Here is a 26,897-nt window from a genome sequence, read left to right on the forward strand (position 1 = left end):
TTATGTGAGCGCGGCTTCATTCCCACCGTAGCGCGGAGGACTCGGGGCGCCACAGTGGGGCAGGGTGATCTCCATGACCGAACCCGAACGACCGCAGCCGACCACGCCGTCGCGGCCGCCCGAGGCCGACCGGTACGCCCTGGAGCCCCACCCCGAGGGCGGGTGGTTCCGGCAGACGTGGGCGTCGCCGGTCAGCGTCACGCTGCCCCACGGGCGGGTCCGTCCCACCGCGACGCTGATCGTCTTCTGCCTTCCGCCGGGCGAGTCGTCGGCGTGGCACGTGGTCGCCTCGGACGAGGTCTGGATCCACAACGAGGGCGCACCGGTCGTGCTCGAGCTCGGAGGCACCGCCGAGCAGCCTGCGGCCGACGACGCCGTCACGCGCGCGGTCGTCGGCCCGGGCACGGCCGCCGGCGAGGCGCTGCAGGTCGTCGTGCCTGCGGGCACGTGGCAGCGCACGGTCCCCGGCGACCGTACGGCGGTGGTGTCGTGCCTGGTCTCGCCCGGCTTCGACTTCGCGGACTTCCGTCTGGCCTGACGGACGTCGCGGCGGAGGCTGCTACTCCGCGAAGATCGCGAGGGTGCGCGCGACGCACACCGGCTTGTCGACACCCTCGGCCTCGAGGGTGAAGTCGACCGTGACGCGCTGGCCGAAGGCTGCGGGCGCGACCTCGACGAGGGTGGCGCGGCCGCGGACCTTCGATCCGACGGGGAGCGGGGCGGGGAAGCGCACCTTGTCGGAGCCGTAGTTGACGCCCATCTTGACGCCCTCGACCTTGTAGGTCTCCGCCGACAGCATCGGGATCAGCGAGACGGTCAGGTAGCCGTGCGCGATCGTCCGGCCGAACGGACCCTGCGCCGCCTTCTCGGGGTCGACGTGGATCCACTGGTGGTCGCCGGTCGCCTCCGCGAAGAGGTTCACCTGCTCCTGGGTGACCTCGTGCCAGTCGCTGACGCCCAGCTCCTCCCCCACGCAGGACGTGAGCTCGGCCAGGTTCTTGAAGACGCGCATCCGGATCCCTCCGCACTAAGCGATCGCTTACTGGAGCCGATCCTAGAGGACGCGACGTGACGGTCGGCACACCCCCTTCGCGTCGGCGCTCAGCGGACCAGCCAGGGCACCAGCGCGAGAAGGACACCGAGCAGGAGCAGCGCCGAGTCGGCGCGCGACCAGGGGGCCGGCTCGGCCCACGTGCGCGTCCGGGCGTCGGCGAACCCGCGCGCGTCCATGGCCACCGACATCCGCGCCGCGTCCCGCAGCGCCGAGACGAGCAGGGCGAACGCCAACGAGACCGCGTGGCGCAACCGCGAGACCGGGTTGCGGGTCGGGCCGAACCCACGCGCCCGACGCGTCCGGTCGAGCTGACCCCAGGTCTCCTTCAGCGCGCCGAACCTCTGCATCGCCGCCGCGAAGGCCACCACCGGGCGGGCGGGCAGCCGCAGGCGCTGGCCGAGCTGGTCGGCGAGGCGCGACGGGTCGACGTACGCCGCCAGCACCGCTCCCGGCAGCGCGAGCACGATGATGCGGAGCCCGGCGGTCAGCGCCACCTCGACGTCGCGCCCGCCGAGCCACCAGGTCGACCAGACCAGGGACACCGACGCCACCGCGATCGCGGCGAAGCGGGCGATCGCGGACCGGGCCGACGGGAGGAGCAGCGCGCCCGCCACCGCGTACGCCCCGAGGGCGACCGCGGCCGTCCGCAGGTCGTCGACCGCGAGCGACGCGACGATGGCCAGGGTCCCGACGGCGAGGAGGACCAGCGGGTTCGCGTCCGGGACGATCCGCCTCATCGCGGCTCCTCGGCAGGCGCGGCTACGGCGACGCGTCCGCCGTCGAGACGGACGACGCGGTCGGCGAGCGCGGCCAGGTCGTCGTCGTGGCTCGCGGCGGCGACGGTGGCTCCGGCCCGCGCGGCCGCCCGCATCCACCCGGCGACCGCCGCCCAGGTCCCCCGGTCCTGACCGACCGTCGGCTCGTCGAGCAGCAGCACGGGAGGCCGGTGCGCGAGCGCCGCGCCGAGCGCGAGCCGTCGCTGCTCGCCGCCGGAGAGCCGGTACGGGTTCGCGTCGGCGAGGTGGTCCAGCCCGAGGTGCGCGAGCACCGCGTCGACGTCGACCGTCGCGCCGACACGGTGCGCCGTCGCCGCGACCTCGTCCCGGACCCGCGTGGTGAGGAACCCGTGCTCGGGGTTCTGGGGGACCCACCCGAGCAGCGGGGCGAGCTCGCGCGAGCGCAGCGACCACATCGACACACGATTCGCCGCCCCACGCCTTCGGCGGCGCCCGGAGCCGCGGAATCGTCGGTCCCCGTGGTCGCCCGTGATCGCGACCTCGCCTGCGGTCGGACGCCGCAGCCCACCAAATGCCGCGAGCAGCGTCGACTTCCCCGCACCGCTCGGACCGCCGAGGAGCGTGACCTCGTGCGGGACCAGCGACGCCTCCACGTCGCGCAGCGCCGGGCTCACGGTGGCTCCGCGGATGTCGCTGCGCCGCAGGTCGACGCTGAGCGCGACCGCGTCCAGCTGCGGAGCCGGACCGTCGGGCTGCACCAGCGCCTCGGGCGGCTCGACCGGCTCGGGGGCCTTCACCCCCGGCATCCAGACCCCGGCAGCCGTGAGCTCGCCGCTCAGCGCGCGGACGAACTTCGCGGGGTCGGTGTCGGCCACCACCGCCCCGTCGCGCCCGAGCACGACGACGCGGTCGACGTGGGCGAGCCACGGCTCGAGCCGGTGCTCGACGACGACCAGCGTCGCTCCGGTCGCGGCGACGACGTCGGCCACGCACCGGCGGACCGCGTCGGCGTTGACGTCGTCGAGCATCGACGTCGGCTCGTCGAGGAGGAGCAGGTCGGCCCGCGACGCGACCACGCCGGCAAGGGCGAGCCGCTGCAGCTCGCCACCGGAGAGCGCCGACGTCGCGTGGCCGGTGCCGTACGGGAGGCGCACGGCGTCCAGCGCCTCGCGCACGCGGGGCCAGATCTCCTCCCGCGGGACGTGCGCGTTCTCCAGCCCGAAGGCGACGTCGCGCCCGACCCGCTCGGCGACGACCGCGTCGCCCGGGTTCTGCAGGAGCAGCCCGACCCGTCCCTCGGCCCACACCTCGCCGAGCACGTCGCCGTCTCCGGTCGAGGCGAGCACGCCGGCGGCGGCGCGGAGAACCGTCGACTTGCCCGCGCCGGACGGTCCCGCGAGCAGCACGCGCTCGCCGGGCTCGACGCGCAGGTCGAGCCCGGCAACGACGGGCTCACGACGTCCGAGCGGGCGCCAGCCGAAGCCTCGGAGGGTGAAGGAGCCGGTCACGCCCGCGAGGCGTCGCGCGAGGGCGACGCCGCACGGTCGTGGTGCTCGCGCCCGGGTCCGAACGCGTCGAGCGCGCCGGTCGACGCGAGCCCCCGGACGAGGGCCCAGCCGCCGGCCCCGGCCACGACGGCACCGGACACGACGTAGAACGCGAGGTAGACGAGCTGGTAGCCGAACGACCAGTCCGCGTAGTAGGCGAACCACTCGTAGACGGCCTCCGCCGCCCCGGCGAGCGCACCGGCCGCCGCGGCCGCGACGACGCCCCACCGCCGGTAGAGCAGCAGCGCGAACACGAGCTCGGCCCCGGCGCCCTGGATGAGCCCCGAGACGACGACCGACATCCCCCACTGGTTGCCCAGCAGGGCGGACACGACGGCGGCGACGAGCTCGGTGCCCAGGGCGGCCCCCGGCTTGCGGACGACGAGGCCGCCCACGACCCCGCCGATCAGCCAGACGCCGGAGATCAGGCCGGCGCTCGGGGGGAACGTGAACAGCGCCGTGCCGCTGACCACGGCGAAGAGCTGGTTCCAGCCCCAGAAGACGACGCCGATCGCGACGCCGAGCATCGCCACCGTGACGAGGTCGATGGTGCGGTAGCGGGTCGTGGACGTGGTTGGACGGATGGCAGCAGCCATGATGACTCCCTTCGCCGGTGCTAACCGGAGCAGGTTCGGAGGGTCTGCGGCTCTTCCGCACTCTCAGCGCGCTGTGCCGTCCGGCACCGTGCGCTCCCCTGTCGTTCTCCCGACTCTATCCCGCCGTCAGGTGAGCAGGCTCTCCCGCCCGAACATCGCTGCGGTGGCCCGCGCGGACGGCGTCCCGATGTCGGGGTCGGCACCGGCGCCGAGGAGCACCGAGACCACGAGCTCCTCGGCCTTGAAGATCGCCCCCGCCAGCGCGCCCTGCCCGCGGTCGTTGAGCCGGTTCGGGTCGGCCCCGGCGTCCACGAGGCGCTGCACGATGTCGGCGTGACCGTGGTAGGCGGCGAGCAGGAGGAGCGTGTTGCCGGCGTCGTCGGTGAGGTCGACCGGGACCCCCGCCTCGACCTGGGCCATCAACGTGTCGGCGTCGCCGTCGCGCGCCATGTCGAACAGCCGTTGCTCGGGCGCGACGGCCTCGGGATCGGGCTGGCTCTCGCTCATGAGGGTGACCTTACCCGGCCAGCTCCGCCAGGCTCCGGGCCACGAAGTCACCGAGCTCGCGGTGGCCGTCGAGGGTGAGGTGCAGTCCGTCCTCGAGGTAGTCGAGGTCGAGCCCGACGGTCGAGACGTACGCGGCGCCGGCCTCGCTCGCCAGGGTGGCCAGCACGGCGTCCACCCGCCGGGCGCCCGCCTCGCGAGCCGGCGCGGCGGCCGGTCCGACCACGACGACCGGCGGCCCTTGGACCGCGCGCATCACCCGGGCGAACCCGGCCCGCAGCGCGGCGTCGGACTGGTCCACGTCGTTGAGGCCGCCCTCCACGAGCACGAGGTCGGCACCTGCCGCCACCGCCCGCGGCGCCCGCGCGGCGAACCACGCGCCGGAGCACGGGCTCGCGTGCCGGCTGAAGCCGGAGCCGGAGAACGCGTCGACGTGGACGCGACCGTCCAGCCGCGACGTCCACGAGCGGCCGGGGTCGTCGAGCCCGAGGCCGGCGGCCCACGAGTCGCCGATCACGACGAGGTCCTGCCCGGTCTTCGCGACCGGTGCGGCACGGCGCGCCTGCGACGCGGCGGCGAAGCTCGCGCAGCGCTCTCCCTCGGCGCCGCTCGCGTCGCCACCGATCTCGACGACGAGCGCGACGGCGACCAGCGCGAGGACCAGCGCCGCGGCGAGACGGGTACGCCGACGCGTGTCGAGCACGCGCAGCCGGGGCGCCCCTGGGATCCTCACCGGACCATGGTCGCCCGCAGACGCGCGCCGTACGAACGAATTCGGAGGAATCGTCCCGTCCGATGCCGATTCGTGACGCAGGGCTACGCCACGTAGACCTTCCGGAGCGTCTCGCGGACCTCCCACACCGTCCGGTCGCCCGCGTGCAGGCGCACGGCGACGCCCGGACCGAGGACGAGCGTGCTGCCGTCGTCGAACCGCACCGTCGCGTCGCCGGAGAGCACCACGAACACCTCGTCCACCTCGGTGTCGCGCACGGTCCCCGTGGTGATCTCCCAGAGGCCGACCTCGGTGTCGCCGAGGGTCGAGAGCGTGCGGGATGCGACCGACGGTGTCCCGGCCACGACGTCCGCCGGGTCGAGCTCGCCCGCGTCGAGCGGGTGCGTGCCGACGTCGCCCGACAGCAGCCTGTCCTGTGCGCGCGTCACCGGTCTCACCCGCCCGTGAAGGTCGAGGCGACGGCGGCGTTGTCGTCGCCGGAGCGCCGGAGCACCGCCCACACCACGGCGAGCGCGGCCAGCGTCAGGAGGAGCAGCACCGTCGACACCGCGGCAATCTCCGGGCGCAGGCCGACCTTGAGCGAGCCGAAGACGTAGACCGGCCACGGCGTGTAGCCCGGCACCTGGACGAACGACGCCACGATGGTGTTGTCGAGGCTGAGCGTGAACGCCATCAGGGCGCCGGCGAAGATGCCCGGCCACGCCAGCGGCAGCGTGACCTGACGGAACCTGTTCCACGGGGTCGCGTACAGGTCGGCCGCCGCCTCCTCGATCTGCTCGTCCATGCCCCGCATCCGCGCCCGCACGATGAACGTGACCACCGCGAGCGCGAGCGACGTGTGCACGATCACGAGCCGCACCATGCCGTTGTTGACGACCGCGACGCCGCCGTCGGTCCCCAGCGTGACGAGCCACGGCAGGATCGAGATGCCGTCGATGACCTCCGGCGTGATCAGCGTGACCGCGAGCAGCGCCGTCAGCAGCGCCGCCCAGCGTGCGCCGGGACGGGCTCGGGCGAGCGCGACGCCGCCGACCGTCCCGAGCACGGTGGACACCAGCGACGCGAGTACGCCCGCGACCAGCGACGTACGGACGGCGTCACCGATGACGGGGTTGTTCCAGGCCCGCGTGTACGCGTCGAACCCGAAGCTGTCCCACGCCCCGAGCAGCCGCCCGGTGTTGAACGAGTAGACGACGATCACCAGGATCGGCAGGAAGAGGAACACGAAGACGAGCACGCCCAGCACCGCGAGCGCGACGTTCACGGGATCGCGGCGCTGCCGCGTACGACGGACGGTGCTCACGGCGTCACCTCCAGGTCCAGGTGGCGGGCTCGTCGGACGATCGTCCGGACGAGGAGGAACACCGCTGCGGCGAGCACGACCGTCAGGAGCACGAACGCCATCAGCGTCACCGCCATCGCCGCCCCGAGCGCCCAGTTCTGGGCCGAGGTGAACTGGCGTGCGACGACCTGGCCGATCATCGTCCCGCGCGCACCGCCGAGCACCGATGCCGTGAGGTAGTCGCCCATCAGCGGGATGAACACCAGGAGGCATCCCGACGCGATCCCGGGGAGCGCGTCGGGGACGGTGACCGAGAAGAACGTCCTCCACCGTCCGGCCCCGAGGTCGCGGCTCGCCTCCCGCTGGCTCGGGTCGAGCCGCTCGAACACGACGTAGAGCGGCAGGATCATCAGCGGCAGGTAGTTGTAGACGACGCCGAGCTGGACCGCCCCGCGTGTGTAGAGGACGTCGAGCGGTCCGTTCAGGACGCCGAGCCACTGGAGCGCGTCCGAGGCCATGCCGTTCGGCGACAGGATGATCTGCCAGCCGAGGGTCCGGACCAGGAAGTTCGTCCAGAACGGCACGAGCACGAGCGCCAGCAGGAGCGGGCGCCATCGCGGGTCGACCTTGACCGCCATCCAGTACGCGAACGGGACGCCCAGAAGCAGGCACAGCAGCGTGCCGGTCCCGGCGATCCGCAGCGTCGCCCAGAAGGTCGACATGAAGACGCCGTCGAGCACCTCGCCGTACCGGTCGAACGAGAGCTGGTCGGTCGAGACCGCGGTGAAGAGGTCGGGCTTGTAGCCGAAGGAGTACCAGACGACGAGAGCGAGCGGCGTGAACACGAAGAACGCCAGCCATGCCCACACCGGAAAGGAGAGCCAGGCGCTGGTCGCGCGGGGACGGAGTCGGGACAACGCCGTCACCCCGCCTTCGCCTGGACCTGCTCGAGGATCGCGGTCAGGCGGTCCTGCGCGTCGGTCAGCTCGGCCGGCGTGAGCCGCGAGACCACGTCGTCCGGAGGGAAGATCAGGTCGAGCATCTCCAGCTCCCACTCCTCGGCGAGCGCCCGCTGGCCGGTGATCCCGGTCGGGTAGCCGTTCCAGTCCACCTCGCCGATGGCGGTCTCGGGGTCGAGCATGAAGTCGATGAACGCGTGGGCGGCGTCGACGTGCTGCGCGCCGCGCGCGATCGCCCAGGTGTCGACCCACAGGTTCGCGGTCGGCGTCGGGTAGACGAAGCGCCACCGGTCGGGCTCGTCGGACTCGGTGAAGGCGAGCCGCGCGTCGCCGTTGTACATCTGCAGCAGCGCGAGCTCGTTCTGGACGATGCTCTGCGTCGGTGCCGAGTTGAATGCGCGCACGTGCGGGGCGAGCTCGGTCGTCAGGTACCCCTCCGCCGCGTCGAGCGCCTTCGGGTCGGTCGTGTTCGGGTCGATCCCCTCCGCGCCGAAGTAGATCGACGACACCTCCCACGGGTCGTCGAGGAGCGACACGGAGCCGCTCGCCTGGCCGGCGGCCACGTCGAGGAAGTCGCGCCAGGAGCGGGGACTCCCGTCGATCTTGGTCGTGTCGTACGCGAAGCCGGTCGTCCCCCAGGCCTTCGGGACCGCGTGGGTGTTGCCCGGGTCCCAGGGCTGGTTGGTGAACGCCTTCTCGAGATGGGCGATGTTGGGCACCAGGCTGTGGTCCAGCGGAGACAGGAGGTCGTTCGCCACCATCATCGGGACGAACTGGCCGGACGGGACGAGCACGTCGTACCCGCTGGTCCCGCGGCTCGCGCCGATCTTGGCGATCATCTCCTCGTTGGAGGCGAAGCTGTCGACCTGGACGGTGATGTCGTGGGCGTCGCGGAACGCGCGGATGTTGTCCGGGCTCTCGTAGTCGCCCCACGAGTAGACGTTGAGGCGGTCCTCGAGCGCGCCGTCGGGCTTCGCGGTGCTCGCCATCGTGCGGCTGCCACCGCAGCCGAGCAGCGTCGCGGTCCCGATCGCCGCGAAGCCCCCGAGCAGCGCGCGCCTGCTGATCCGTCCCGCCTCGGCGCGCGGCGCGAGCACGCGCACCGTGTCGGGCGGGCGCCGGCGCGTCATCCCTGCGCCTCCGGGAAGACGTGGACCGCGGACGGCTCCCACGTCGCCCAGACCGTCGACCCCGTGGCGAGGGCCCGCGACGCGGACGCGGGCGTCCGCGCCAGCACCTCGCGTCCGTCCTCGGCGAGCACGACGTGCTGCACGACGTCGCCGAGGAACGACGTGCCGGCGAGCGTGCCGGCGACGGCGTTGGACGCACCGACCTCCGGCGTCTGCGCCGTCACGGTCACCGCCTCGGCGCGCACCGCGACCCGTGCCGCGACCCCGTCCGCGACCCCGTCGAGCGTGGACGGCTCCGGCGCGAAGGTGACGCCCTCGGCCACGACGGCACCGTCCTTCACGACGCCGTCGGCGAAGTTCTGGGTGCCGATGAAGCCCGCGACGAACGCCGTCGCCGGGGCGCCGTACACCTCCTCCGGCGTCCCGACCTGCTCGATCCGGCCGGCGTTCATCACCACGATCCGGTCGCTCATCGACAAGGCCTCTGCCTGGTCGTGGGTGACGAAGACGAAGGTGATGCCGACCTGGCGCTGGATCAGCTTCAGCTCGACCTGCATCTGCTCGCGCAGGTTGCGGTCGAGAGCGGACAGCGGCTCGTCGAGCAGGAGCACGTCGGGGCGGTTCACGATCGCGCGGGCGAGCGCGACGCGCTGCTGCTGCCCGCCGGACAGCTTCTTGGGGCGCCGCTCCGCGTACTCGCTCATCCGGACCAGTGCGAGCGCCTCGCGGACGCGCTCGGCGATCTCGCCCTTGCTCGGGCGTGGCTGTCCCGCCCGCCGCTGACGCAGCCCGTACGCGACGTTCTCGGCGACCGTCATGTGCGGGAACAGCGCGTACGCCTGGAAGACCGTGTTGACGGCGCGCCGGTTCGGCGGCACGCCGACGACCGACGTCCCGGAGAGGAGGACGTCGCCGTCGTCGGGCTCCTCGAACCCGCCGATCACCCGCAGGAGCGTCGTCTTGCCGCAGCCGGACGGCCCGAGCAGGGAGAGGAACTCCCCTTCGGCGATGTCGAGGTCGACCCCGTCGACGGCGGTCACCGCTCCGTAGGTCTTGCGGATCCCGCGGAGCGAGACCGTGGTCGTGGTCATGCGTTACCTTCCGTCTCCCCCGGTGGTCAGCTGGTCGGGCCTGCCGGGCCCCTCACGAGTCGAACCCGAGCCCGGCTGCGTCGAGCGCACGCAGCCACGCGTTGCGCCGTCCCTCGCGGTGGTCGGCCCGGTCGAGCGCCCACCGCGTGAGGTTGATCCCGACCGCCGCGGCCGGCTCCGGCGGGAACGGCAGGGGCTTCTTGCGCACCATCTCCACCTCGGTCCGCGGCGTCCGCTCGCCGCTGAGCCGGTCGAGCATGACGTCGGCGGCGAAGTGCGTGGCGCCGACCCCGAGCCCGGTGAAGCCGGCCGAGTACGCGACGCGTCCCTGCTTCGCGAGGCCGTGGAACGCGCAGAACTGCGTCGAGGTGTCGATCGCTCCCGCCCACCGGTGCGTGAACCGGATGCCCTCCAGCTGCGGGAAGGTCGTGAGGAAGTGCGATGCGAGGGTCCGGTACGTCGCCGGGCGGTCCTCGTACGCGGACCTGACCTTGCGTCCGTAGTGGTAGACGGCGTCGTACCCGCCGAACAGGATCCGCCCGTCGGCCGACAGCCGGTAGTAGTGGAACTGGTTGGCCATGTCGCCGACGCCCTGACGGTGCCGCCACCCGATCTCCTCGCGCTGCGCGGCCGACAACGGCTCGGTCATGAGCGCGTAGTCGTACACGGGTACGGTGAGCAGCCGGGTGCGGGCGAGCAGCGACGGGAACACGTTCGTCGCGAGCGCGACGCGGCCGGCGCGGACCGACCCGCGCGGCGTCCGGACGAGCACCGGCCCGGTGCGCCCCGCGGTCTCCAGCGACTCCGCGGCGCTGTTCTCGAAGATCTCGACGCCGAGCCCGGTCGCGACCCGGGCGAGCTCCTTCGCGAGCTTCGCCGGGTGGACCATCGCCGTGGAGTCGCGGTGCCAGACTCCGGCGAGGTACGTCGGGCTGTTGACCTCGGCACGCACGGCGGCGGTGTCGAGGACCTCGCCGCCGGACTCGTGGAGCCACTCCACCTGGTGCGGCTCCACGGCGACGTCCAGGCTGCCGGTGCGCTCGAGCTCGCAGTCGATCCCGAGCGCCTCGACGGCCTTCGCGAGCGCCTCGAGGTTGTCCTGCCCGAGCCGCTCGAGGGTGTCGTACTCGTCGGGCCAGCGCGCGCGCCCGTTCTCCTCGCCGTGCGTCAGGCTCGCGTCGCAGAACCCACCGTTGCGTCCCGATGCCGCCCAGCCGACGGTCTGCGCCTCCAGCAGCACCACACGGGTGGCAGGGTTGCGGACCTTCGCCTTGACCGCCGTCCACAGGCCCGTGTAGCCGCCGCCGACGACGAGCAGGTCAGCCGCGTGCGCGCCGTCGAGGACGGGGTACGCGACCGCGTCCCCGACGTCCTCGAGCCAGAAGCACCCGTCGCGCGTCCCCTCCAGAGACGCGTCGACGAGTGCCGCCGGCGGCGCCTCGCGCTCGAAGACGGTCGAGCGGCCCTCCCCGGCGTGCGACGCCCTACCGGGCCGCATGCGCATCGCCGACCGACAGCGCCTCGTCGAGGATCGCCAGGCCGGACCGTGCCTCGTCCACCGTGATGTTGAGGGCCGGGACCACGTGGATGCGGTTGTAGTTCACGAACGGGAGCAACCCGTTCTTCTTGCACGCGGCCACGACCTCGTTCATCGCCGGGCTGGACCCGCCGTACGGCGCCAGCGGCTCGCGCGTCTCGCGGTCGGCGACCAGCTCGAGCGCCCAGAACGCCCCCACGCCGCGGACCTCGCCGACGCACGGGTGCCGCTCGGCGAGCTCGGCCAGCCCCGGCCCGAAGACCTCCGTGCCGAGGGTCGCCGCCTGCTCGACGATCCGCTCGTCCTTCATCGTCTCGATCGTCGCCACGGCAGCGCCGCAGGCGAGCGGGTGGCCCGAGTAGGTGAGACCCCCGGGGTAGACGCGCTCGGCGAACGTGTCGTAGATCGGCTCGGAGATGATCACGCCACCGAGCGGGACGTAGCCCGAGGTGACGCCCTTGGCGAAGGTGATGAGGTCCGGCTTGGCGCCGTACAGGTCGAGCGCGAACCACGTACCCGTCCGGCCGAACCCGGCCATCACCTCGTCGGCGATCCACACGATGCCGTAGCGGTCGCAGAGCTCGCGGACGCCCTCGAGGTAGCCGGGCGGCGGCGGCATGATGCCCGCCGTCCCCGGGATCGTCTCCAGGATGATGGCCGCGATCGTGTCCGGGCCCTCCATCCGGATGGTGTGCTCGAGGTGCTCCAGCGCCCGCGCGGACTCCTCGGCCTCCGTCGTCGCGTGGAACTCCGAGCGGTAGAGGAACGGCCCGAAGAAGTGGACGACCCCGTCGGCGCCGTAGTCGTTCGCCCAGCGCCGCGGGTCACCGGTCAGGTTCACCGCGGTCTGGGTGCCGCCGTGGTACGAGCGGTAGCGGCTGAGCACCTTGCGCCGCCCCGTGTGCAGCCGCGCCATGCGCACCGCGTGCTCGACGGCGTCGGCACCGCCGTTGGTGAAGAAGATGCGGTCCATCCCCTCCGGGGCGAGCTCGGCGATCAGGCGGGCCGCCTCCGAGCGCGCCGCGTTGGCGTGCTGCGGTGCGATCGTGCAGAGCGTCGCTGCCTGGTCCTGGATCGCCTTCACCACGCGCGGGTGCTGGTGACCGATGTTGGTGAACACCAGCTGCGAGGAGAAGTCGAGGAACCGCTGCCCCTGGTCGTCGACGACGTAGCTGCCCTCGGCGCTCTCGATGACCATCGGGTTCATCGAGGCCTGCGCCGACCACGAGTGGAAGACGTGCGCGCGGTCGAGCTCGTACGTGCGGTTGGTCATCGGCGCTCCTCAGCTGTTCTTCGGGAAGGCGAGCTCGAGCCCGCCCACGGGCTTCACGGCCGGGTCGCCCCAGCGTGACGTGACCACCTTTCCACGGGTGAAGAAGTGGACGCCCTCCGTGCCGTGGGCGTGGCTGTCGCCGAAGAGCGAGCTCTTCCAGCCGCCGAAGGAGTAGTACGCCATCGGGACCGGGATCGGCACGTTGATGCCGATCATGCCGACCTCGACCTCGTACTCGAACTTGCGCGCCGCCCCGCCGTTGCTGGTGAACAGCGCGACGCCGTTGCCGTACGGGTTGGCGTTGATCAGGGCGACCGCCTCGTCGTAGGTGTCGGTGCGCACGACCGAGAGCACGGGCCCGAAGATCTCCTCGGTGTAGACGCTCATGTCCGGCGTGACGTTGTCGAACAGCGTCGGTCCGAGCCAGAAGCCGTCCGCGCCGCCGTCGGCCGCGACCTCGCGCCCGTCCACGACGAGCTTGGCCCCGGCCTCCTCGCCGGCGTCGACGAAGGACGCGACCTTGTCGCGGTGCACCTTGGTCACGAGCGGGCCCATGTCGGCGCCCTGGGTGCCGTCGCCGGTGCGCAGCGTGCGGGTGCGGTCGGCGATCTTCGCGACCAGCTCGTCCCCGACACCGCCGACGGCCACGACGACCGAGATCGCCATGCAGCGCTCGCCGGCCGAGCCGTAGCCCGCGCTGACGGCCTGGTCGGCGGCGAGGTCGAGGTCGGCGTCGGGCAGGACGACCATGTGGTTCTTCGCGCCGCCGAGGGCCTGGACGCGCTTGCCGGACTGGCTCGCGCGCTCGTAGACGTAACGGGCGATGGGCGTGGAGCCGACGAAGCTGATGGCCTTGACGTCGGGGCTGTCGAGCAGCGCGTCGACGGCGACCTTGTCGCCCTGGAGCACGTTGAACACGCCGTCGGGCAGGCCGGCCTCCTTCCAGCGCTCGGCGATCCAGATCGCGGCCGACGGGTCCTTCTCGCTGGGCTTGAGGACGACCGTGTTGCCCGCGGCGATGGCGACGGGGAAGAACCACATCGGGACCATCGCCGGGAAGTTGAACGGGCTGATGATGCCGACGACGCCCAGCGGCTGGCGCTTGGAGTGGACGTCGACGCCGGAGGACACGCCCTCGGAGTAGCCGCCCTTGAGCAGGTGCGGGATGCCGCAGGCGAACTCGACGACCTCGAGCCCGCGCGTGACCTCGCCGAGCGCGTCGTCGAGGACCTTGCCGTGCTCGGAGGTGATGATCGCGGCGAGCTCCTCCTTGCGGGCGTTGAGGATCTCGCGGAACGCGAAGACGATCTGCGTGCGCTTGGTGATCGAGGTCTCCGCCCACGACCGTGCGGCGGCGGAGGCGGCGCCGATCACGCGCTCGGCGTCGGCGTTGTCGGCGAAGGCGACCTGAGCCGTCACGGCGCCGGTCGCAGGGTTCGTGACGTCACCGGCACGACCGGCGGCGCCGTCGGCGGAGCTGCCGAGGAACGGCGCGCCGTCGAGCCAGTGCGGGATCAGGGTCGGAGTGCTCATGGGTACGAGGGTGAGCCCGCGGCCCGCCTCACGACAACGGACGAAGTGTCACCCAGCATCCGTCGCGCGTGCCGGAGTGTAGCCTTCGGTCATGCCGCTCCCGACTCTGCGCGCCGTCCTCGCCTCGGAGGCGCTCCGCGTCGCCGAGCCGGACGTGCTGGCGGGCGCGGACCGGCTCGACCGCCAGGTCCGGTGGGTGCACGTCAGCGAGGTCCGCGAGGTGCGGGGCCTCCTCACGGGCGGGGAGCTGCTCCTGTCCACCGGCCTCGCGATGCGCGGCGGCGACGAGGACGCGGCAGCGTACGTCGGCGAGCTGGTCGACGCGGGCGCGACCGGACTCCTGGTCGAGGTCGGCGAGTCGTTCCCCGAGGTGCCGGAGGCGGCGCTGGCGGTGGCACGCGAGCGCCGGTTCCCCGTGGTCGCCCTGCGCCGGGCCTCCCGCTTCGTCGAGATCACCGAGCAGGTCCACCGCGCGATCGTGGCCGAGCAGTACGAGCGGGTCGACTTCGCGCGCCGGGTCCACGAGCGGTTCACCGCGCTCAGCCTCGAGGGCGCGGGCGCGCAGGCGATCGTGGAGGCGACGGCCGAGCTGGCCGGCTCGTCGGTCGTCCTCGAGGACCTGTCGCGGCACGTCGTCGCGTACGCCGCCCTGGGTCGCCCGGCCGCGGGCCTGCTGCAGGGGTGGGAGAAGCGCTCGCGCCTGGTCGCCCTCACCGACGTCACCGGGGTGACCGGCCCCGAGGGCTGGATGACCTCTCCGGTCGGGCTGCAGCAGCAGCGGTGGGGACGGCTGGTGGTCGTGAACCCGGCCTCCGACCAGGAGCGTCTCGCGATGGTGCTCGAGCGTGCCGCGCAGGCGCTCGAGCTGGGACGGATGGCGGAGAGCGACCGCTTCGGCATCGCCTACCAGGCGCAGGGCGGCTTTCTCACCGAGCTCGCGGACGCCCGGGTGGTCGACGCCGCGGAGGCCGACGCCCGCGCCCGCGCGCTCGGGCTGCCGGCCGCACCGCCGTACGTCGGGCTGGTCGTCCGCGCCGCACCGCGGGCGGGCACGAGCACGGACCCCGTGGCCGCGCACCGCAGCGCGCGACGCCTGGTCGAGCGCGTCGCCCAGGCCAGCCGCGACGTCCGCGTCCCGGTCCTGCTCGGCTCGTTCGGGCCGGTCGAGGTCGCCGCCGTCGTCGCGACCGGCGGACGCGGCGGGGACACGGCCGTCGCGACCCTTGCCGAGGCGCTGCACGCCCAGCGCGACCGCCAGTCCGACCTCGACCCGGTGGCGGTCGGCGTCGGCGCCCCCGCCGACACGGTGCTGGCGGCCGGGTCGGCGCTCCGGCACGCGCAGCACGTCGCGGAGGTCGCGCACGCGATGCCGCCCGGACGACAGAAGCCGTACTTCCGGGCCAGCGACGTGCGGCTGCGCGGTCTGGTGGCGCTGCTCCACGACGACCCGCGCGTGCAGGCGTTCGCCGAGGCCGAGCTCGACCGGCTGCTCGTCCACGAGGCCACCCACGAGGACGGGATGCTGGAGCTGCTGCGCCAGTACCTCGCGGTGGGCGGCAACAAGACCGAGCTCGCGCGCGTGAGCCACCGCAGCCGGCCGGCGCTCTACAAGAAGCTCGCGCACCTCGAGCGCATCCTGGGCGTCAGCCTCGACGACGCCGACTCCCGCCTCGCCCTCGGGGTCGCGCTGATGGTGCACGACCAGCGCCGTTGAGGCGGAGGGGTGTCTAGAGCGTGTTGTCGGTGCGCGACGGCGACCCGAGCCGCGCGAGCAGCGCGTCGACGACGAGCGCGACCGCGTAGGGCATGTCGACGTGCTCGGGGTCGAGCAGCCACTGGATCTGCAGGCCGTCCATGACGGCGATGATCGAGGACGCCGCCGCGTCGAGCTCCGCGTCGCTGGGCGGCTCGTCGGGGCAGGCGTCGCTGAGGGCCTGGGTGATGAGCCCGCGCAGGTGCGTGAACCGGTCACGGAACGAGTCCTGCGCCGGGTGCCCCTCGGTCACCGACTCGGCGGACAGCACCGCGTACGACTGCACGAGCCCGGCGCGCTGGGTGTTCGCGCGCGCGGTGTGGACGAGGTGCCGCATCAGCTCGGGCCCGTGCGGGGGCTCGTGGTTCTCGAAGTCCTGGACGTCGAGCGCGTCGCGGTACTCCAGCACCTCGACGAGCAGCTGGTCCTTCGACCCGAAGTGGTGCAGGATCCCCTGGTGCGTGATGCCGACCCGCTCGGCGATCTCCGACAGGGCCGCCTTGTGGTAGCCGCGGGCTCCGAACACGTCCAGGGCCGCGACCAGGATCTCGGCACGCCTCTGGTCCGCGGGGACCCGCGCCGATCGCGGTCGCTTCGTCGGCACGCCGGGCGCGTCAGGGGTCGTCATGACGTGAGCCTACCCCCGTTACTTACCGCTCGGTCAGCAGATGCACCAGCGCGCCGGACCACCTCCGCGACCGCTAGGTTGGGACCGCGCCCGAACGCGCGGGTGCGGGACCGGAGGAGAGCGACATGACGACCTGGGGCCAGATCGCCCTCTTCACCGTGGTGGCCGGTGTCGGGATGCTGCCGCTGGTGATCGACCGCTCGACCGCGGCCAAGCTCGCCGGCACGGCGGTCGCGTGCATCGTCCTCGCGTTCTTCGCGGCCCTGCTCGTCATCGCGCTGCCCAAGACCATCGCCTGACCGGCGACAGGACGTCACCGCCGGCAGCCGCGCGGTGACACACCGGCTGTTGTCCGCGTTCCCCGGACGTGCTGGAATCGCGCCATGACCGCACCGCGCGCCTTCGACCCCAGCACCATCCCGGCCGGACAGTACGTCGGGGGCCGGTACGCCGAGGGCTCAGGCCCCGACGACGTCGTCGTGCGCAACCCCGGGACCGGTGACGTCGTCCGGACGTTCGCCTCCGCCACGCAGTCCGACGTCGACGACGCCGTGGGAGCCGCAGCGGCGGCGTACCCCGAGTGGGCTGGAGCGACCCCGGCCGAGCGGAGCACCGCCCTGCACGCGCTCGCCCGTCGGCTCGAGGAGATCGCCGACGACCTCGCGGCCGCCGAGACGCTGCAGACCGGCAAGTCGATCCGCATGTCGACGGAGTTCGACGTGCCGGGGACGATCGACAACACCGCGTTCTTCGCCGGCGCCGCCCGCAACCTGGAGGGCAAGGCGAGCGGCCGCTACTCCGGCGACCACACCTCGTCGATCCGCCGCGAACCGATCGGCGTGGTGGGCTCGGTCGCCCCGTGGAACTACCCGTTGCAGATGGCCGCCTGGAAGGTCCTCCCCGCGATCGCCGCCGGCAACACCATCGTGCTCAAGCCGGCCGAGATCACCCCGTTCACCTCGCTCATGCTGGCGCAGGCGGCGACCGAGGCGGGGCTGCCCGACGGCGTCGTGAACGTCGTGAACGGTCCCGGCCCGTCGACCGGCACCGCCCTCGTCGGCCACGAGGGCGTCCGGATGGTGTCTTTCACCGGGTCGACGGCGGTCGGCAGGCAGATCGCGACGACCGCGGCCGCCTCGGTGAAGCGCGTCCACCTCGAGCTCGGCGGCAAGGCGCCGTTCGTCGTGTTCGACGACGCGGACCTCGAGGCCGCCGTGCGGGGCGCCGTCGCCGGATCGCTGATCAACGGCGGTCAGGACTGCACGGCGGCCACCCGGGCGTACGTCCACGCGAGCCGCTTCGACGACTTCGTGGCCGGCGTCGCGGAGCTGATGCGCAAGGTCGTCGTCGGCGACCCCACCGACCCGGCGACCGACCTCGGCGCGCTCAGCTCGGCGGCGCACCGGGACAAGGTCGCCGCGATGGTCGACCGCGCCCGCGCCGCCGGCGCCGACGTGGTGTGCGGTGGCAGCGCGCCGGACCGGCCGGGCTTCTACTACGAGCCGACGCTCCTGACCGGGCTCGCGCAGGACGCCGAGGCGGTCCAGAACGAGATCTTCGGCCCCGTCCTGGTCGCGCTGCCCTTCGACTCCGACGACGAGGCGATCCGGCTCGCGAACGACACCCCGTACGGCCTCGCGGCGTCGGCGTGGACGCGCGACGTCTACCGCGCCCAGCGGGCTGCGGCCGAGATCCAGGCCGGGTGCGTGTGGATCAACGACCACATCTCGATCGTGTCCGAGATGCCTCACGGCGGCTACAAGCAGTCGGGCTACGGCAAGGACATGAGCACGTACTCGTTCGAGGAGTACACCCAGGTCAAGCACGTGATGCAGGACCTCACGGGCGAGCCGCGCAAGGGGTGGCACAGCACCGTCATGAGCGGCTGACCCAGCTCTCCCCGAGCCGTCGGGCCGCCGCGCCGACGATCTGATAGGTAGACAATCTACCTATAGAGTCCCGTACCATGATGCCGTGGACTCGCTGCCTTCGGTCGACCGGACCGACGTCCGCTTCATGCTCGGGATGCAGCTCAGAGAGCTCTTGCGCCTCGCGCCGTCGGTGCATGCCCGGCTCGCTGCGGAGATCGGCATCGGGGTCACCGACGCTCTCGCGCTCGACCACGCCATGGCGTCGCTTCCCGACCCGATGGGCGTCGGCGACCTCGCCCACCGCCTCGGCATCCGCTCAGCGTCGGCGACGGTCGCCGTCGACCGGCTCGTGTCCTCCGGCCACATGGAGCGCACCCCGCACCCGACCGACCGACGCCGGACGAGCCTCCAGCCGACCGACTCCGCGTACGCCGACGCCCGCCGTGCCTCGGCCCCGCTCGTCACCGCGATCCGCGAGCTCACCGGCGACCTCGACGACGAGTCGGCCGCCCGCGTCCACGCGTTCCTCGAGCAGGCCATCCTCGTGCTGCGCAACTACGCCGACCACGTCGAGCCGGTCTCACCGCAGGACCCATCCACGGAGGACTGAGCTCCGAACACCCTGCATGAGGCGATGCGTGGGGTGGTGCCGGTGAGGCGGCGTGCGGCGGTCGTGGGTGCGGGGGTCTCCGGACTGACCGCGGCGTACCTGCTGCAGCGCGACTACGACGTGACCGTGTACGAGGCGGACGACCGGCTCGGAGGGCACGCCCACACGCACGACCTCCTGGACGACCACGGCCGCACCGTCGGCGTGGACAGCGGGTTCATCGTGCACAACCGGCGGACCTACCCGTGGCTCACCCGGCTCTTCGACGAGCTCGGCGTGGCGACGCAGCCGTCGGAGATGAGCATGTCGGTGCGCTGCGACGGGTGCGGGCTCGAGTACGCGGGGGCGCGCGGGTTCACCGGCCTCTTCCCTGCGGCGTCCCACGCGCGGCGTGGGGCGTACCTGCGGATGCTCGCCGACGTGCCCCGGTTCCACCGACGCGCGCGGGTCCACCTCGCGAGCGACGAGGAGGACCTGACGCTCGGCGCGTTCCTCGACCGGCACCGCTTCGGGACCTACACGCGCCGGCACTTCGTGGTCCCGCTCGTGTCGGCGGTGTGGTCGTGCGACGCCGAGACCGCGTACGCCTACCCCGCGCGCTACCTCTTCCAGTTCCTCTCCCACCACGGCATGCTCTCCGTCTCCGGTTCGCCCCCCTGGATGACCGTGGTGGGAGGGTCGGCACGCTACGTCGAGCGCGTCGTCAAGGGCCTCACCGCGGTGCACACCGCCCTCCCGGTGACGGCGGTGTCCCGCACGGCCGACGGCGTGGAGGTCCACGACGCCGACGGCGGGCGTACGCGGTTCGACGCCGCCGTGATCGCGACCCACGCCGACGACGCGCTGCACCTGCTGGCCGACCCGACTCCCCAGCAGCGCGCCGCGCTAGGCCCGTGGCGCTACTCGCGCAACGCGACCACGCTGCACACCGACGACCGGGTCATGCCGCGGCAGGCCCGCGCCGCCGCGTCGTGGAACTACCGGATGCCGGACTGCGACGCGCGCTCCTCAGCGGTGCGGGTCAGCTACGCGATGAACCGGCTGCAGCGCCTCGACACCACTCCGCAGTGGTTCGTCACGCTCAACGACGACGGTCATGACGTCGCCGACGACACCGTGCTCGCGCGCATGGACTACGCGCACCCGGTGTTCACCCCCGAGTCCGTCGGCACCCACGAGATCCTGCCCTCCCTCAACGACGGCGTGATCGCGTTCGCCGGCGCGTACCACGGCTGGGGCTTCCACGAGGACGGCTGCCGCTCGGGGGTCGAGGCGGCGCGAAGCCTGGGGGTCTCCTGGTGACCGCGCGCTACGACGTGACGATCCGCCACCAGCGGCACAGCCCGGTCCGGTACGGCCTGGCGTCGAAGGGGGCGGTCTGGCTCGTCGACCTCGACGACCTGCCGCGCCTCCCGCGCGGGCTCGGGTGGCTCGTGGGGTTCCACAGCGCCGACCACCTCGGAGACCCCGCGCGCACGCTGCGGGAGAACGTGGACGCGTGGCTCGCCCGGTCCGGCGTCGCGAGGCCCGCCCGCGTCACGATGCTGGCGCAGCCCCGCGTGCTCGGCCACGCCTTCGACCCCCTCACGCTCTTCTCGCTGTACGACCACGACGGCACCCGCACCGGTGTCGTCGCCGAGGTCCGCAACACCTACGGCGGCCGCCACTGCTATCTCCTGCGCCCGGACGGTCAGGGGCGCGCCGACGTCGCGAAGGCGTTCTACGTCTCGCCGTTCAACCCGGTCGACGGCCACTACACGATCCGCGTACCCGAGCCGGACGACGAGCTCGCCGTGGTGGTCACGCTGCACCGCCCGGGCCAGGCGCCGTTCACGGCGACGATGACCGGCACCCGCAGCAGGGGCGCGTCGCTCTGGTCGGCCCTCGGGCGGCCGTGGCGCACCCGCGGCGTGAGCGCCGCCATCCGCTGGCACGGCGTCAAGCTCTACCTACGGGGCCTACGCCCCTTTCCCCGAGGAGGACACGCATGATCTCGCTGGAGCCCGCCCCGCCTGGTGGCGACGCGGACCTCAGGATCGACCCTGACCGCTGGCCGCAGGTGGCCGCGGTCCCCCGCAGCCGGGTGCGCAGCGCCGCCGCGCGCGCCGTCGTGGCCAGCGCCGTGCGCCGCCTGCCGCTGCGGGTGCAGTGGCCGGACGGGACCGTCCGCGGTGCCGGCGGGCCGACGGATCCGCTGATGCGCCTGGTCCGACCGGACGACTTCCACGCACGGCTCGGCTCGCGGGGCCTGATCGGCTTCGGCGAGGCCTACATGGCCGGCGACTGGGAGGCCGACGACCTCACCGGCGTGCTGACCGTGCTCGCCTCCTCGGCCGCGACGCTCGTGCCGCGACCGCTCCAGCGGCTCCGCCGGGTCGCGGTCCCCCGCCGGCCCCGCGGTGACGCGAACACCCGCACCGGCTCGCGCACCAACATCGCCCGCCACTACGACCTGTCGAACGACCTCTTCCGCACCTTCCTCGACCCGACGCTCAGCTACTCGTCGGCGCTGTTCGCGGCGGATCCCGCGTCGTACGACGCCGGGAGGGACGAGGCGGCCGAGGAGAGCCTCGCCGACGCGCAGCGCCGCAAGGTCGCCCGGGTGCTCGACCTGGCCGGCGTCGGCCCGGGGACACGGCTCCTCGAGATCGGCACCGGCTGGGGCGAGCTCGCGGTCCAGGCGGCCGACCGCGGTGCGCACGTCACCACGATCACCTTGTCGCAGGAGCAGGCGTCGCTCGCCCGCAGCAGGATCGTCGCCGCCGGACTCGGGGACCGGGCGACGGTGCTGCTCCAGGACTACCGCGACACCGCGGGGGTGTACGACGCGGTCGCGAGCGTGGAGATGATCGAGGCCGTCGGCGCCGAGCACTGGGACGAGTACTTCACGACGCTGTCGCGCCGGCTCGTCCCCGGAGGGCGGGTCGGGCTCCAGGCGATCACGATGCCGCACGACCGGATGCTCGCCAGCCTGGACACCGACACCTGGGTCCTGAACTACGTCTTCCCCGGCGGCGCGATCCCGTCGCGCGAGGTGATCGCGGAGCGCGCCGCGTCGGCCGGGCTGCGGATCGACTCAGAACGGTCGCTGGGCGCCCACTACGCCGAGACGCTGCGCCGCTGGCGCCGCCAGTTCGAGGCCCACGCCGACCGGGTCACCGCGCTCGGCTTCGACGCCGTGTTCCGCCGGATGTGGTCGTTCTACCTGGCGTACTCGGAGGCCGGGTTCCGCTCCGGGTACCTCGACGTCGTCCAGTACGCGCTCGAGAAGCCCACCGCCGAGGAGCAGGAGAGCGTCGCATGACGTCGTACGCCGAGTGGCTCCGCGACCTCGTCACCCCCTTCGTCGGCGCCGAGCCGCCGGTCCGGATCCGTGCCTGGGACGGGAGCACGTCCGGACCGGCCGACGCGCCGCTGGTCGACGTCCGCTCGCGTCGTGCGCTCCGCCACGTCGCGTGGTCGCCGGGCGAGCTCGGGCTCGCGCGTGCCTACATCCGCGGCGACCTCGACGTGCCGGGCGGCGCCGAGGCGCTCGCCGACGGGCTGCGGACGGTCTGGGACGGCCTCGCGGTCGACCCGCCCTCGCGGCCGGGGTGGCGGACCTGGGCCCGGGCGGCCCCCTCCGCGCTGCGCCTCGGCGTGCTCGGTCCGCGCCCCCGTCCTCCCGCTTCCGAGATCCGGCTGCGCGGGGACCGGCACACCACGCGTCGCGACGCCGACGTCATCGCCGCGCACTACGACCTGTCCAACGCGTTCTACGCGCTGTTCCTCGACCCGACGATGGCCTACTCCAGCGCGTACTACCGCGACGACGTCACGCTCGAGCAGGCCCAGCTCGCCAAGCTCGACCTGGTCTGCGCAAAGCTCGGCGTCACTGCGGGCTCGACCCTGCTCGACGTCGGCTGCGGATGGGGCTCGCTGGCGCTGCACGCCGCCGCGCGCCACGGGGCCCGCGTCCTCGGGATCACCCTGTCGGAGCAGCAGCACGCGTACGTCACCGCCGAGATCGAGCGGCGCGGGCTCGGCGACCAGGTGGAGGTCCGCCTCCAGGACTACCGCTCGCTGGACGCGCTCGCGCAGACCGAGGGTGGGGCCGGGTTCGACGCCGTGGCCTCGATCGAGATGGGCGAGCACGTCGGCGAGGAGAACTACGGCACCTACCTCGCCGTCCTCCGGCGCCACCTCCGCCCGGGCGGTCGCGTGCTGGTCCAGCAGATGTCGCGTCGCTCCGGCGCGGCTCCCGGCGGTGGTCCCTTCATCGAGACCTACATCGCGCCGGACATGCACATGCGGCCCCTCTCGGAGACGCTCGCGTTCTTCGAGTCGGGCGGGTTCGAGGTCCTCGACGTCGAGGCGATGCGCGAGCACTACGCCCGCACGGTCGCGGACTGGCAGGCGGCGTACGAGAAGCGGTTCGACGAGGCGGTCGCGCTCGTCGGCGAGGAGCAGGCGCGGATGTGGCGGCTCTACCTCGTGGGCGGCGGGCTCGCGTTCGAGCAGGGTCGGATGGGCGTCGACCAGGTCGTGGCGACCCGGGCGGCCGCCGCATGACCTCGTCGCTCGACCCCGCCTTCTGGAGCGCGCTGCCGTGGACCGCGCTCGCGGTCGTCGCCGTGCTCGCCGTCACGTACGGCGCCGCGAAGGTGGCCGGCAAGCACGCCGTCATCGACGTCGCGTGGGGGCTGCTGTTCTGCGCGGTCGCCGTCGTCGCGTTCGTGCTCTCGGCCGGGCACGGCGACGACGCCCGGCGCTGGGTGCTCCTGGTGCTCGTGCTGGTGTGGGGTCTGCGCCTCGCGGTCCACATCGGCCGTCGCAGCATCGGCGCCGGGGAGGACCCCCGCTACGAAGAGTTCCTGCGCGACCGCGGCGAGCTGGGCATCGTCGCGGTCGTCTACGGGCTCCAGGGCGCGCTCGCCTGGGTGATCTCGGCGCCGGTCCAGGTGGGCATGTTCCTCGACGGCCCGCTGGGACTGCTCGCGTACGCCGGCATCGCCGTGTGGCTCGTCGGCCTGGTGTTCGAGGCGGTCGGCGACGCCCAGCTCGAGCGCTACAAGGCGTTGCCGAAGGACCGGAGGCCACCGGTGATGGACCGCGGGCTGTGGGGCTGGACGCGGCACCCGAACTACTTCGGCGACGCCTGCGTGTGGGTCGGGATCTTCCTCGTCGGCGCCGACCGCTGGCCGGGGGCGCTCACGGTGTTCGGGCCGGCGATCATGGTCTACCTGCTCGCGTTCGGCTCGGGCAAGAAGGTGCTGGAGAGGCGGATGGCGAAGCGGCCGGCGTACCGGGACTACATGGCCCGCACCTCCGGCTTCGTCCCGCTCCCGCCCCGTCGCTGACCCCGCGGGGCGCCGGCCGTCATCCGATCGCCGCGAGCGCCTCGCGGACGAGCCGGTCGTCGCGCTCACGTCTGACGAGCGCCAGCGCCGGCTCTCCTCGTCGTACGGCGCGTGCGGCGAGGTCGGCACCCGGCGTGCCGACCTCGACCGCACCGAGGGCGTCGACCAGCGTGCGCACCGCGACGATGTCGAAGACCAGCGCCGGGTGGATCTCGTCCGCCTCGACCTCGACCTGGGTCCGGTCGCGCTCGGCGCGGGCCCGCGCCTGGGAGAGGACCGCGTCGACGAGCGCGTCGCGGTCGGGCTCGGACGGCGCCCTGACGTCCAGGACCCCGGTGACGCGCGCCGCGGTGAGGCCCTCGCCCGGCTCGGAGGACACGAGCTCGCCGAAGGCGGCCCGCACGCCGGTCTCGCCTCGTACCTTCGCCTGCTTCGCCGCGGCGAGCACCGTCATGGCCGACGTGAGCAGCGGGTCGGCGCGGACCGGCATCGGCGCCTCGTACGGCAAGGGGTCGCCGCGGAACGTGAACGTCCACCGTCCCCGCGGCCACGCCACGGCGACCACACCGGCGGCCGCACCCGGCGGCAGGACGCCCGCCACGTCGTCGGCGACCTCCAGCCACCGGCCGGACGCCGTGCGCCACCACGACCAGCCCGGCCCTTCCGACACCCTCGACGCACCCTCCATGCGCGTCATCCTGCCGGGTGCGCGGCGCCGGGCGCAGCCGGCGCACGGGATACTGGACGCCATGCGCATCACGCGGGACGACACCGACGCGGTCGAGGAGTCCGACCTCACCTCACGCCAGAAGGCCGAGAAGCTGGTCGAGTACGCGACCGCGGACGGCTACGAGCTCGACGACGACGTCACGCCGCGCTCGCTCCTGGTCGCCGCGTCGGAGTTCCTCGGCTTCGACGGTGCCTGGGAGCGCCAGGCGGAGGTGCTCGAGCTGGCCGACTCCGCCGCCGGCGCGTCCGCGATCCATCCCGACGTGGTCCGCGTCGGCGCGGCCCTCGCGCAGGGGCTCGACCCCGCGGAGTACGCCGACCGCTACCGCCGGTCGGGACGGATCACGCCGCTGTCGGCCCACTACATGGCGGACCTGTACGACGAGGCCGGGGAGCCGCTCGCCGCGGAGCGGTGGCTCAACATCGGCATCCGCGCGCTGGAGCACCTCGACCCGGACATGGTCGACACGAGCACCTGGGACCTGCTGCTCCTCTCCCGTCGCAACCTGCGTGGCCGCCTCGGCCGCCCCAAGGACGGGTACGACGAGGAGGCCGAGGCCGCGGACATGCACTTCGACCTCGACAGCAGCGCACGGGACAGCACCACCCGGGACGCCTGACGTGGAGCTCGGCGACGTCGTCCGCAGACGGCGCATGGTGCGGGCGTACGACGGCCGGCCGGTGCCGCGCGCGCTCGTCGACCGGATGCTCGAGCACGCGACCCACGCACCCAGCGCCGGGTTCAGCCAGGGCTGGGCGTTCCTGGTCCTCGACTCCCCCGACGACGTCGCCCGCTTCTGGGAGGCGACCACCCCACCTGCCCGAGGGGCCGAGCCCTCGCGCTGGCTGCGCGGGATGACGACCGCGCCCGTCGTGATCGTGCCGCTGGCGCACAAGGACGCCTACCTCGACCGTTACGCCGAGCCCGACAAGGGGTGGACCGACCGCGACGAGGCGCGGTGGGCCGTGCCGTACTGGTACGTCGACACCGGCATGGCGTCGCTGCTCGTGCTGCTCACCGCCGTGGACGAGGGCCTCGGCGCGTGCTTCTTCGGGATCCCGCCGACCCGCACCGGCGCGTTCCGTGCGGCCTTCGGGGTCCCGGAGGCCTACGAGCCGGTCGGCGCGATCACGGTCGGCTACCGTGCCGACGACCATGTCCCGTCCTCGCGCGGGCGCGGCCGCCGTCCGCTCGACGAGGTCGTGCACCGAGGTCGGTGGGACAGATCAGGACCTTAGGCCCTGGCATGTGATCAACATCACGAGTAGCCTCGCGGCATGCTGCTCGCCGAGGAACTCACGCTGCTCGCTCTCGATCCCGAGACCGGCAGGCTGCGTGGACGCGAGGCGCGGGTCGACCACGCGCTCGCGGGCGCGCTCCTGCTCGACCTCGCCGCCGCCGGTCATCTCCGCCTCGAGCCGGGTGACGTCCTCGTCCTCGGCGACACCTCCCCCAAAGAGCCGCTGCTCGGCAGCGGGCTCTCCTTGCTGACCGGACAGTTCCCGGTCGGGGTGTGCGACGCGATCCGGCACCTGGCGCTGACGCTCCGCGAGACGGTGCTCGACAGCATGGCCGAGCGCGGCATGCTGCGCCGCGAGGTGCACCGGACGCTCGTCCTCAAGATCCTGGTCCGCTGGTACGCCGCCTCGCCCGACACGAGCGCGGTCGTCCGTGAGGACCTGCAGCAGATCTTCACCACCGCAGGCGCGACGGCTCCGGAGCCGGGCGCGGAGCTGGAGCCGCGTGCCGCCGGCCTGGTCACCGTCCTCGACGGAGCCGACCTCCTGGAGCTGGTGAGCCCGGCGCGGCCGGACGCGGCGCAGGTGCGCTCCTGGTGCGCGACCCCACGCGCCGGCGGCGGCGACGAGCTGCGCTGCGCGGTGCACACGGCCCTCTGCTCCCTCGCCGACTCCGCCGGCGCGGCGGGCGTCAAGCCCGGCCCCGAGCAGCGGACCGCCTCGGTCTGAGCGACCGCCGTCGCACGACCGCG

Annotated in this window: 29 protein-coding genes and 1 riboswitch; of the genes, 13 read left to right on the top strand and 16 right to left on the bottom strand. The window is 73.3% G+C overall.

Annotation, left to right across the window (positions count from 1 at the left end; all coding sequences use genetic code 11):
• Positions 1-73 precede the first annotated feature (73 nt).
• The gene (locus tag ACQSSQ_RS14395; protein WP_431327765.1) at positions 74-538 is read left to right on the top strand and encodes a cupin domain-containing protein; all 465 of its coding nucleotides are present in this window, start codon (positions 74-76) and stop codon (positions 536-538) included.
• Between the two features lie 21 nt (positions 539-559).
• On the opposite strand, the gene ACQSSQ_RS14400 is transcribed toward ACQSSQ_RS14395, so the two are convergent.
• The 14 genes from ACQSSQ_RS14400 to ACQSSQ_RS14465 all read right to left on the bottom strand — a co-directional run bounded on the left by ACQSSQ_RS14400 (position 560) and on the right by ACQSSQ_RS14465 (position 13,976).
• Positions 560-1,012 (bottom strand): MaoC family dehydratase, encoded by a 453-nt coding sequence (locus ACQSSQ_RS14400; protein WP_431327766.1) that lies wholly within the window; start codon positions 1,010-1,012, stop codon positions 560-562.
• Positions 1,013-1,101: 89 nt separating this feature from the next.
• Positions 1,102-1,791 (bottom strand): energy-coupling factor transporter transmembrane component T family protein, encoded by a 690-nt coding sequence (locus ACQSSQ_RS14405; protein WP_431327767.1) that lies wholly within the window; start codon positions 1,789-1,791, stop codon positions 1,102-1,104.
• Complete coding sequence (locus ACQSSQ_RS14410; protein ID WP_431327768.1) at positions 1,788-3,299, bottom strand: ABC transporter ATP-binding protein; 1,512 nt, start codon at positions 3,297-3,299, stop codon at positions 1,788-1,790. The genes ACQSSQ_RS14405 and ACQSSQ_RS14410 overlap by 4 nt, the downstream gene beginning before the upstream one ends.
• The gene (locus ACQSSQ_RS14415; protein WP_431327769.1) at positions 3,296-3,934 is read right to left on the bottom strand and encodes an ECF transporter S component; all 639 of its coding nucleotides are present in this window, start codon (positions 3,932-3,934) and stop codon (positions 3,296-3,298) included. Before ACQSSQ_RS14415 ends, ACQSSQ_RS14410 begins: the two co-directional genes overlap by 4 nt.
• Positions 3,924-4,044, bottom strand: a riboswitch (TPP riboswitch). (Overlaps the previous gene by 11 nt.)
• Before the next feature lie 16 nt (positions 4,045-4,060).
• Positions 4,061-4,441, bottom strand: coding sequence for an ankyrin repeat domain-containing protein (locus ACQSSQ_RS14420; protein WP_431327770.1), 381 nt, complete (start codon positions 4,439-4,441; stop codon positions 4,061-4,063).
• 10 nt (positions 4,442-4,451) lie between these two features.
• Positions 4,452-5,171 carry a GDSL-type esterase/lipase family protein gene (locus tag ACQSSQ_RS14425; RefSeq protein WP_431327771.1) on the bottom strand — a complete coding sequence of 240 codons (720 nt, stop codon included), beginning with the start codon at positions 5,169-5,171 and terminating at the stop codon, positions 4,452-4,454.
• An 83-nt stretch (positions 5,172-5,254) separates the two neighbouring features.
• Complete coding sequence (locus tag ACQSSQ_RS14430) at positions 5,255-5,599, bottom strand: cupin domain-containing protein (RefSeq protein WP_431327772.1); 345 nt, start codon at positions 5,597-5,599, stop codon at positions 5,255-5,257.
• Between the two features lie 5 nt (positions 5,600-5,604).
• On the bottom strand, positions 5,605-6,474 hold the full coding sequence (locus ACQSSQ_RS14435) for an ABC transporter permease (protein WP_431327773.1): 870 nt from the start codon (positions 6,472-6,474) through the stop codon (positions 5,605-5,607).
• Positions 6,471-7,379, bottom strand: coding sequence for an ABC transporter permease (locus ACQSSQ_RS14440; RefSeq protein ID WP_431327774.1), 909 nt, complete (start codon positions 7,377-7,379; stop codon positions 6,471-6,473). The genes ACQSSQ_RS14435 and ACQSSQ_RS14440 overlap by 4 nt, the downstream gene beginning before the upstream one ends.
• A complete protein-coding gene (locus ACQSSQ_RS14445; RefSeq protein WP_431327775.1) occupies positions 7,376-8,542 on the bottom strand; it encodes a polyamine ABC transporter substrate-binding protein in 1,167 nt (388 codons plus the stop codon). The genes ACQSSQ_RS14440 and ACQSSQ_RS14445 overlap by 4 nt, the downstream gene beginning before the upstream one ends.
• On the bottom strand, positions 8,539-9,633 hold the full coding sequence (locus ACQSSQ_RS14450) for an ABC transporter ATP-binding protein (RefSeq protein WP_431327776.1): 1,095 nt from the start codon (positions 9,631-9,633) through the stop codon (positions 8,539-8,541). The genes ACQSSQ_RS14445 and ACQSSQ_RS14450 overlap by 4 nt, the downstream gene beginning before the upstream one ends.
• 52 nt (positions 9,634-9,685) lie before the next feature.
• Positions 9,686-11,131 carry an NAD(P)/FAD-dependent oxidoreductase gene (locus ACQSSQ_RS14455; protein ID WP_431327777.1) on the bottom strand — a complete coding sequence of 482 codons (1,446 nt, stop codon included), beginning with the start codon at positions 11,129-11,131 and terminating at the stop codon, positions 9,686-9,688.
• Positions 11,118-12,443: an aspartate aminotransferase family protein gene (locus tag ACQSSQ_RS14460; RefSeq protein ID WP_431327778.1), complete on the bottom strand. Its 1,326-nt coding sequence runs from the start codon at positions 12,441-12,443 to the stop codon at positions 11,118-11,120. The genes ACQSSQ_RS14455 and ACQSSQ_RS14460 overlap by 14 nt, the downstream gene beginning before the upstream one ends.
• Positions 12,444-12,452: 9 nt before the next feature.
• Entirely contained in the window at positions 12,453-13,976 is a 1,524-nt protein-coding gene (locus ACQSSQ_RS14465; RefSeq protein WP_431327779.1) for a CoA-acylating methylmalonate-semialdehyde dehydrogenase, read from the bottom strand.
• 91 nt (positions 13,977-14,067) lie between these two features.
• On the opposite strand from ACQSSQ_RS14465, the gene ACQSSQ_RS14470 reads away from it, so the two are divergent.
• Positions 14,068-15,690 carry a PucR family transcriptional regulator gene (locus ACQSSQ_RS14470; protein ID WP_431327780.1) on the top strand — a complete coding sequence of 541 codons (1,623 nt, stop codon included), beginning with the start codon at positions 14,068-14,070 and terminating at the stop codon, positions 15,688-15,690.
• 13 nt (positions 15,691-15,703) lie between these two features.
• On the opposite strand, the gene ACQSSQ_RS14475 is transcribed toward ACQSSQ_RS14470, so the two are convergent.
• A complete protein-coding gene (locus ACQSSQ_RS14475) occupies positions 15,704-16,357 on the bottom strand; it encodes a TetR/AcrR family transcriptional regulator (RefSeq protein WP_431327781.1) in 654 nt (217 codons plus the stop codon).
• Between the two features lie 125 nt (positions 16,358-16,482).
• On the opposite strand from ACQSSQ_RS14475, the gene ACQSSQ_RS14480 reads away from it, so the two are divergent.
• The 8 genes from ACQSSQ_RS14480 to ACQSSQ_RS14515 all read left to right on the top strand — a co-directional run bounded on the left by ACQSSQ_RS14480 (position 16,483) and on the right by ACQSSQ_RS14515 (position 24,177).
• On the top strand, positions 16,483-16,656 hold the full coding sequence (locus ACQSSQ_RS14480) for a hypothetical protein (RefSeq protein ID WP_431327782.1): 174 nt from the start codon (positions 16,483-16,485) through the stop codon (positions 16,654-16,656).
• Between the two features lie 84 nt (positions 16,657-16,740).
• Positions 16,741-18,246 carry a gamma-aminobutyraldehyde dehydrogenase gene (locus ACQSSQ_RS14485; RefSeq protein ID WP_431327783.1) on the top strand — a complete coding sequence of 502 codons (1,506 nt, stop codon included), beginning with the start codon at positions 16,741-16,743 and terminating at the stop codon, positions 18,244-18,246.
• Positions 18,247-18,331: 85 nt separating this feature from the next.
• Positions 18,332-18,838, top strand: a complete 507-nt coding sequence (locus tag ACQSSQ_RS14490; protein ID WP_431327784.1) for a MarR family winged helix-turn-helix transcriptional regulator — start codon at positions 18,332-18,334, stop codon at positions 18,836-18,838.
• Between the two features lie 42 nt (positions 18,839-18,880).
• Positions 18,881-20,140 (top strand): NAD(P)/FAD-dependent oxidoreductase, encoded by a 1,260-nt coding sequence (locus tag ACQSSQ_RS14495; RefSeq protein WP_431327785.1) that lies wholly within the window; start codon positions 18,881-18,883, stop codon positions 20,138-20,140.
• The gene (locus ACQSSQ_RS14500; protein WP_431327786.1) at positions 20,137-20,829 is read left to right on the top strand and encodes a DUF1365 domain-containing protein; all 693 of its coding nucleotides are present in this window, start codon (positions 20,137-20,139) and stop codon (positions 20,827-20,829) included. Before ACQSSQ_RS14495 ends, ACQSSQ_RS14500 begins: the two co-directional genes overlap by 4 nt.
• Positions 20,826-22,142, top strand: coding sequence for a class I SAM-dependent methyltransferase (locus tag ACQSSQ_RS14505; RefSeq protein ID WP_431327787.1), 1,317 nt, complete (start codon positions 20,826-20,828; stop codon positions 22,140-22,142). The genes ACQSSQ_RS14500 and ACQSSQ_RS14505 overlap by 4 nt, the downstream gene beginning before the upstream one ends.
• Positions 22,139-23,389, top strand: coding sequence for a class I SAM-dependent methyltransferase (locus ACQSSQ_RS14510; RefSeq protein WP_431327788.1), 1,251 nt, complete (start codon positions 22,139-22,141; stop codon positions 23,387-23,389). The genes ACQSSQ_RS14505 and ACQSSQ_RS14510 overlap by 4 nt, the downstream gene beginning before the upstream one ends.
• Entirely contained in the window at positions 23,386-24,177 is a 792-nt protein-coding gene (locus ACQSSQ_RS14515; protein WP_431327789.1) for a DUF1295 domain-containing protein, read from the top strand. The genes ACQSSQ_RS14510 and ACQSSQ_RS14515 overlap by 4 nt, the downstream gene beginning before the upstream one ends.
• A 19-nt stretch (positions 24,178-24,196) precedes the next feature.
• Here ACQSSQ_RS14515 and ACQSSQ_RS14520 read toward each other — a convergent pair whose 3' ends face one another.
• Complete coding sequence (locus tag ACQSSQ_RS14520; RefSeq protein WP_431327790.1) at positions 24,197-24,865, bottom strand: hypothetical protein; 669 nt, start codon at positions 24,863-24,865, stop codon at positions 24,197-24,199.
• 61 nt (positions 24,866-24,926) lie between these two features.
• Here ACQSSQ_RS14520 and ACQSSQ_RS14525 point away from each other — a divergent pair, with 61 nt between their 5' ends.
• The 3 genes from ACQSSQ_RS14525 to ACQSSQ_RS14535 are packed head-to-tail and all read left to right on the top strand — an operon-like array spanning position 24,927 to position 26,874.
• On the top strand, positions 24,927-25,526 hold the full coding sequence (locus ACQSSQ_RS14525; RefSeq protein WP_431327791.1) for a hypothetical protein: 600 nt from the start codon (positions 24,927-24,929) through the stop codon (positions 25,524-25,526).
• Position 25,527: 1 nt separating this feature from the next.
• The gene (locus ACQSSQ_RS14530) at positions 25,528-26,145 is read left to right on the top strand and encodes a nitroreductase family protein (protein ID WP_431327792.1); all 618 of its coding nucleotides are present in this window, start codon (positions 25,528-25,530) and stop codon (positions 26,143-26,145) included.
• A gap of 39 nt (positions 26,146-26,184) precedes the next feature.
• Positions 26,185-26,874: a GPP34 family phosphoprotein gene (locus tag ACQSSQ_RS14535; RefSeq protein WP_431327793.1), complete on the top strand. Its 690-nt coding sequence runs from the start codon at positions 26,185-26,187 to the stop codon at positions 26,872-26,874.
• Positions 26,875-26,897: the final 23 nt, after the last annotated feature.

This window comes from Mumia spirodelae, assembly GCF_050632745.1.
Taxonomy (GTDB): domain Bacteria; phylum Actinomycetota; class Actinomycetes; order Propionibacteriales; family Nocardioidaceae; genus Mumia.

Coding starts and splice junctions, on each gene's coding strand:
- ACQSSQ_RS14395 (WP_431327765.1), top strand. CDS start 74: ATGACCGAACCCGAACGACCGCAGCCGACCACGCCGTCGCGGCCGCCC.
- ACQSSQ_RS14400 (WP_431327766.1), bottom strand. CDS start 1,012: ATGCGCGTCTTCAAGAACCTGGCCGAGCTCACGTCCTGCGTGGGGGAG.
- ACQSSQ_RS14405 (WP_431327767.1), bottom strand. CDS start 1,791: ATGAGGCGGATCGTCCCGGACGCGAACCCGCTGGTCCTCCTCGCCGTC.
- ACQSSQ_RS14415 (WP_431327769.1), bottom strand. CDS start 3,934: ATGGCTGCTGCCATCCGTCCAACCACGTCCACGACCCGCTACCGCACC.
- ACQSSQ_RS14420 (WP_431327770.1), bottom strand. CDS start 4,441: ATGAGCGAGAGCCAGCCCGATCCCGAGGCCGTCGCGCCCGAGCAACGG.
- ACQSSQ_RS14445 (WP_431327775.1), bottom strand. CDS start 8,542: ATGACGCGCCGGCGCCCGCCCGACACGGTGCGCGTGCTCGCGCCGCGC.
- ACQSSQ_RS14450 (WP_431327776.1), bottom strand. CDS start 9,633: ATGACCACGACCACGGTCTCGCTCCGCGGGATCCGCAAGACCTACGGA.
- ACQSSQ_RS14455 (WP_431327777.1), bottom strand. CDS start 11,131: ATGCGGCCCGGTAGGGCGTCGCACGCCGGGGAGGGCCGCTCGACCGTC.
- ACQSSQ_RS14460 (WP_431327778.1), bottom strand. CDS start 12,443: ATGACCAACCGCACGTACGAGCTCGACCGCGCGCACGTCTTCCACTCG.
- ACQSSQ_RS14465 (WP_431327779.1), bottom strand. CDS start 13,976: ATGAGCACTCCGACCCTGATCCCGCACTGGCTCGACGGCGCGCCGTTC.
- ACQSSQ_RS14470 (WP_431327780.1), top strand. CDS start 14,068: ATGCCGCTCCCGACTCTGCGCGCCGTCCTCGCCTCGGAGGCGCTCCGC.
- ACQSSQ_RS14475 (WP_431327781.1), bottom strand. CDS start 16,357: ATGACGACCCCTGACGCGCCCGGCGTGCCGACGAAGCGACCGCGATCG.
- ACQSSQ_RS14480 (WP_431327782.1), top strand. CDS start 16,483: ATGACGACCTGGGGCCAGATCGCCCTCTTCACCGTGGTGGCCGGTGTC.
- ACQSSQ_RS14485 (WP_431327783.1), top strand. CDS start 16,741: ATGACCGCACCGCGCGCCTTCGACCCCAGCACCATCCCGGCCGGACAG.
- ACQSSQ_RS14505 (WP_431327787.1), top strand. CDS start 20,826: ATGATCTCGCTGGAGCCCGCCCCGCCTGGTGGCGACGCGGACCTCAGG.
- ACQSSQ_RS14510 (WP_431327788.1), top strand. CDS start 22,139: ATGACGTCGTACGCCGAGTGGCTCCGCGACCTCGTCACCCCCTTCGTC.
- ACQSSQ_RS14515 (WP_431327789.1), top strand. CDS start 23,386: ATGACCTCGTCGCTCGACCCCGCCTTCTGGAGCGCGCTGCCGTGGACC.
- ACQSSQ_RS14520 (WP_431327790.1), bottom strand. CDS start 24,865: ATGGAGGGTGCGTCGAGGGTGTCGGAAGGGCCGGGCTGGTCGTGGTGG.
- ACQSSQ_RS14525 (WP_431327791.1), top strand. CDS start 24,927: ATGCGCATCACGCGGGACGACACCGACGCGGTCGAGGAGTCCGACCTC.
- ACQSSQ_RS14535 (WP_431327793.1), top strand. CDS start 26,185: ATGCTGCTCGCCGAGGAACTCACGCTGCTCGCTCTCGATCCCGAGACC.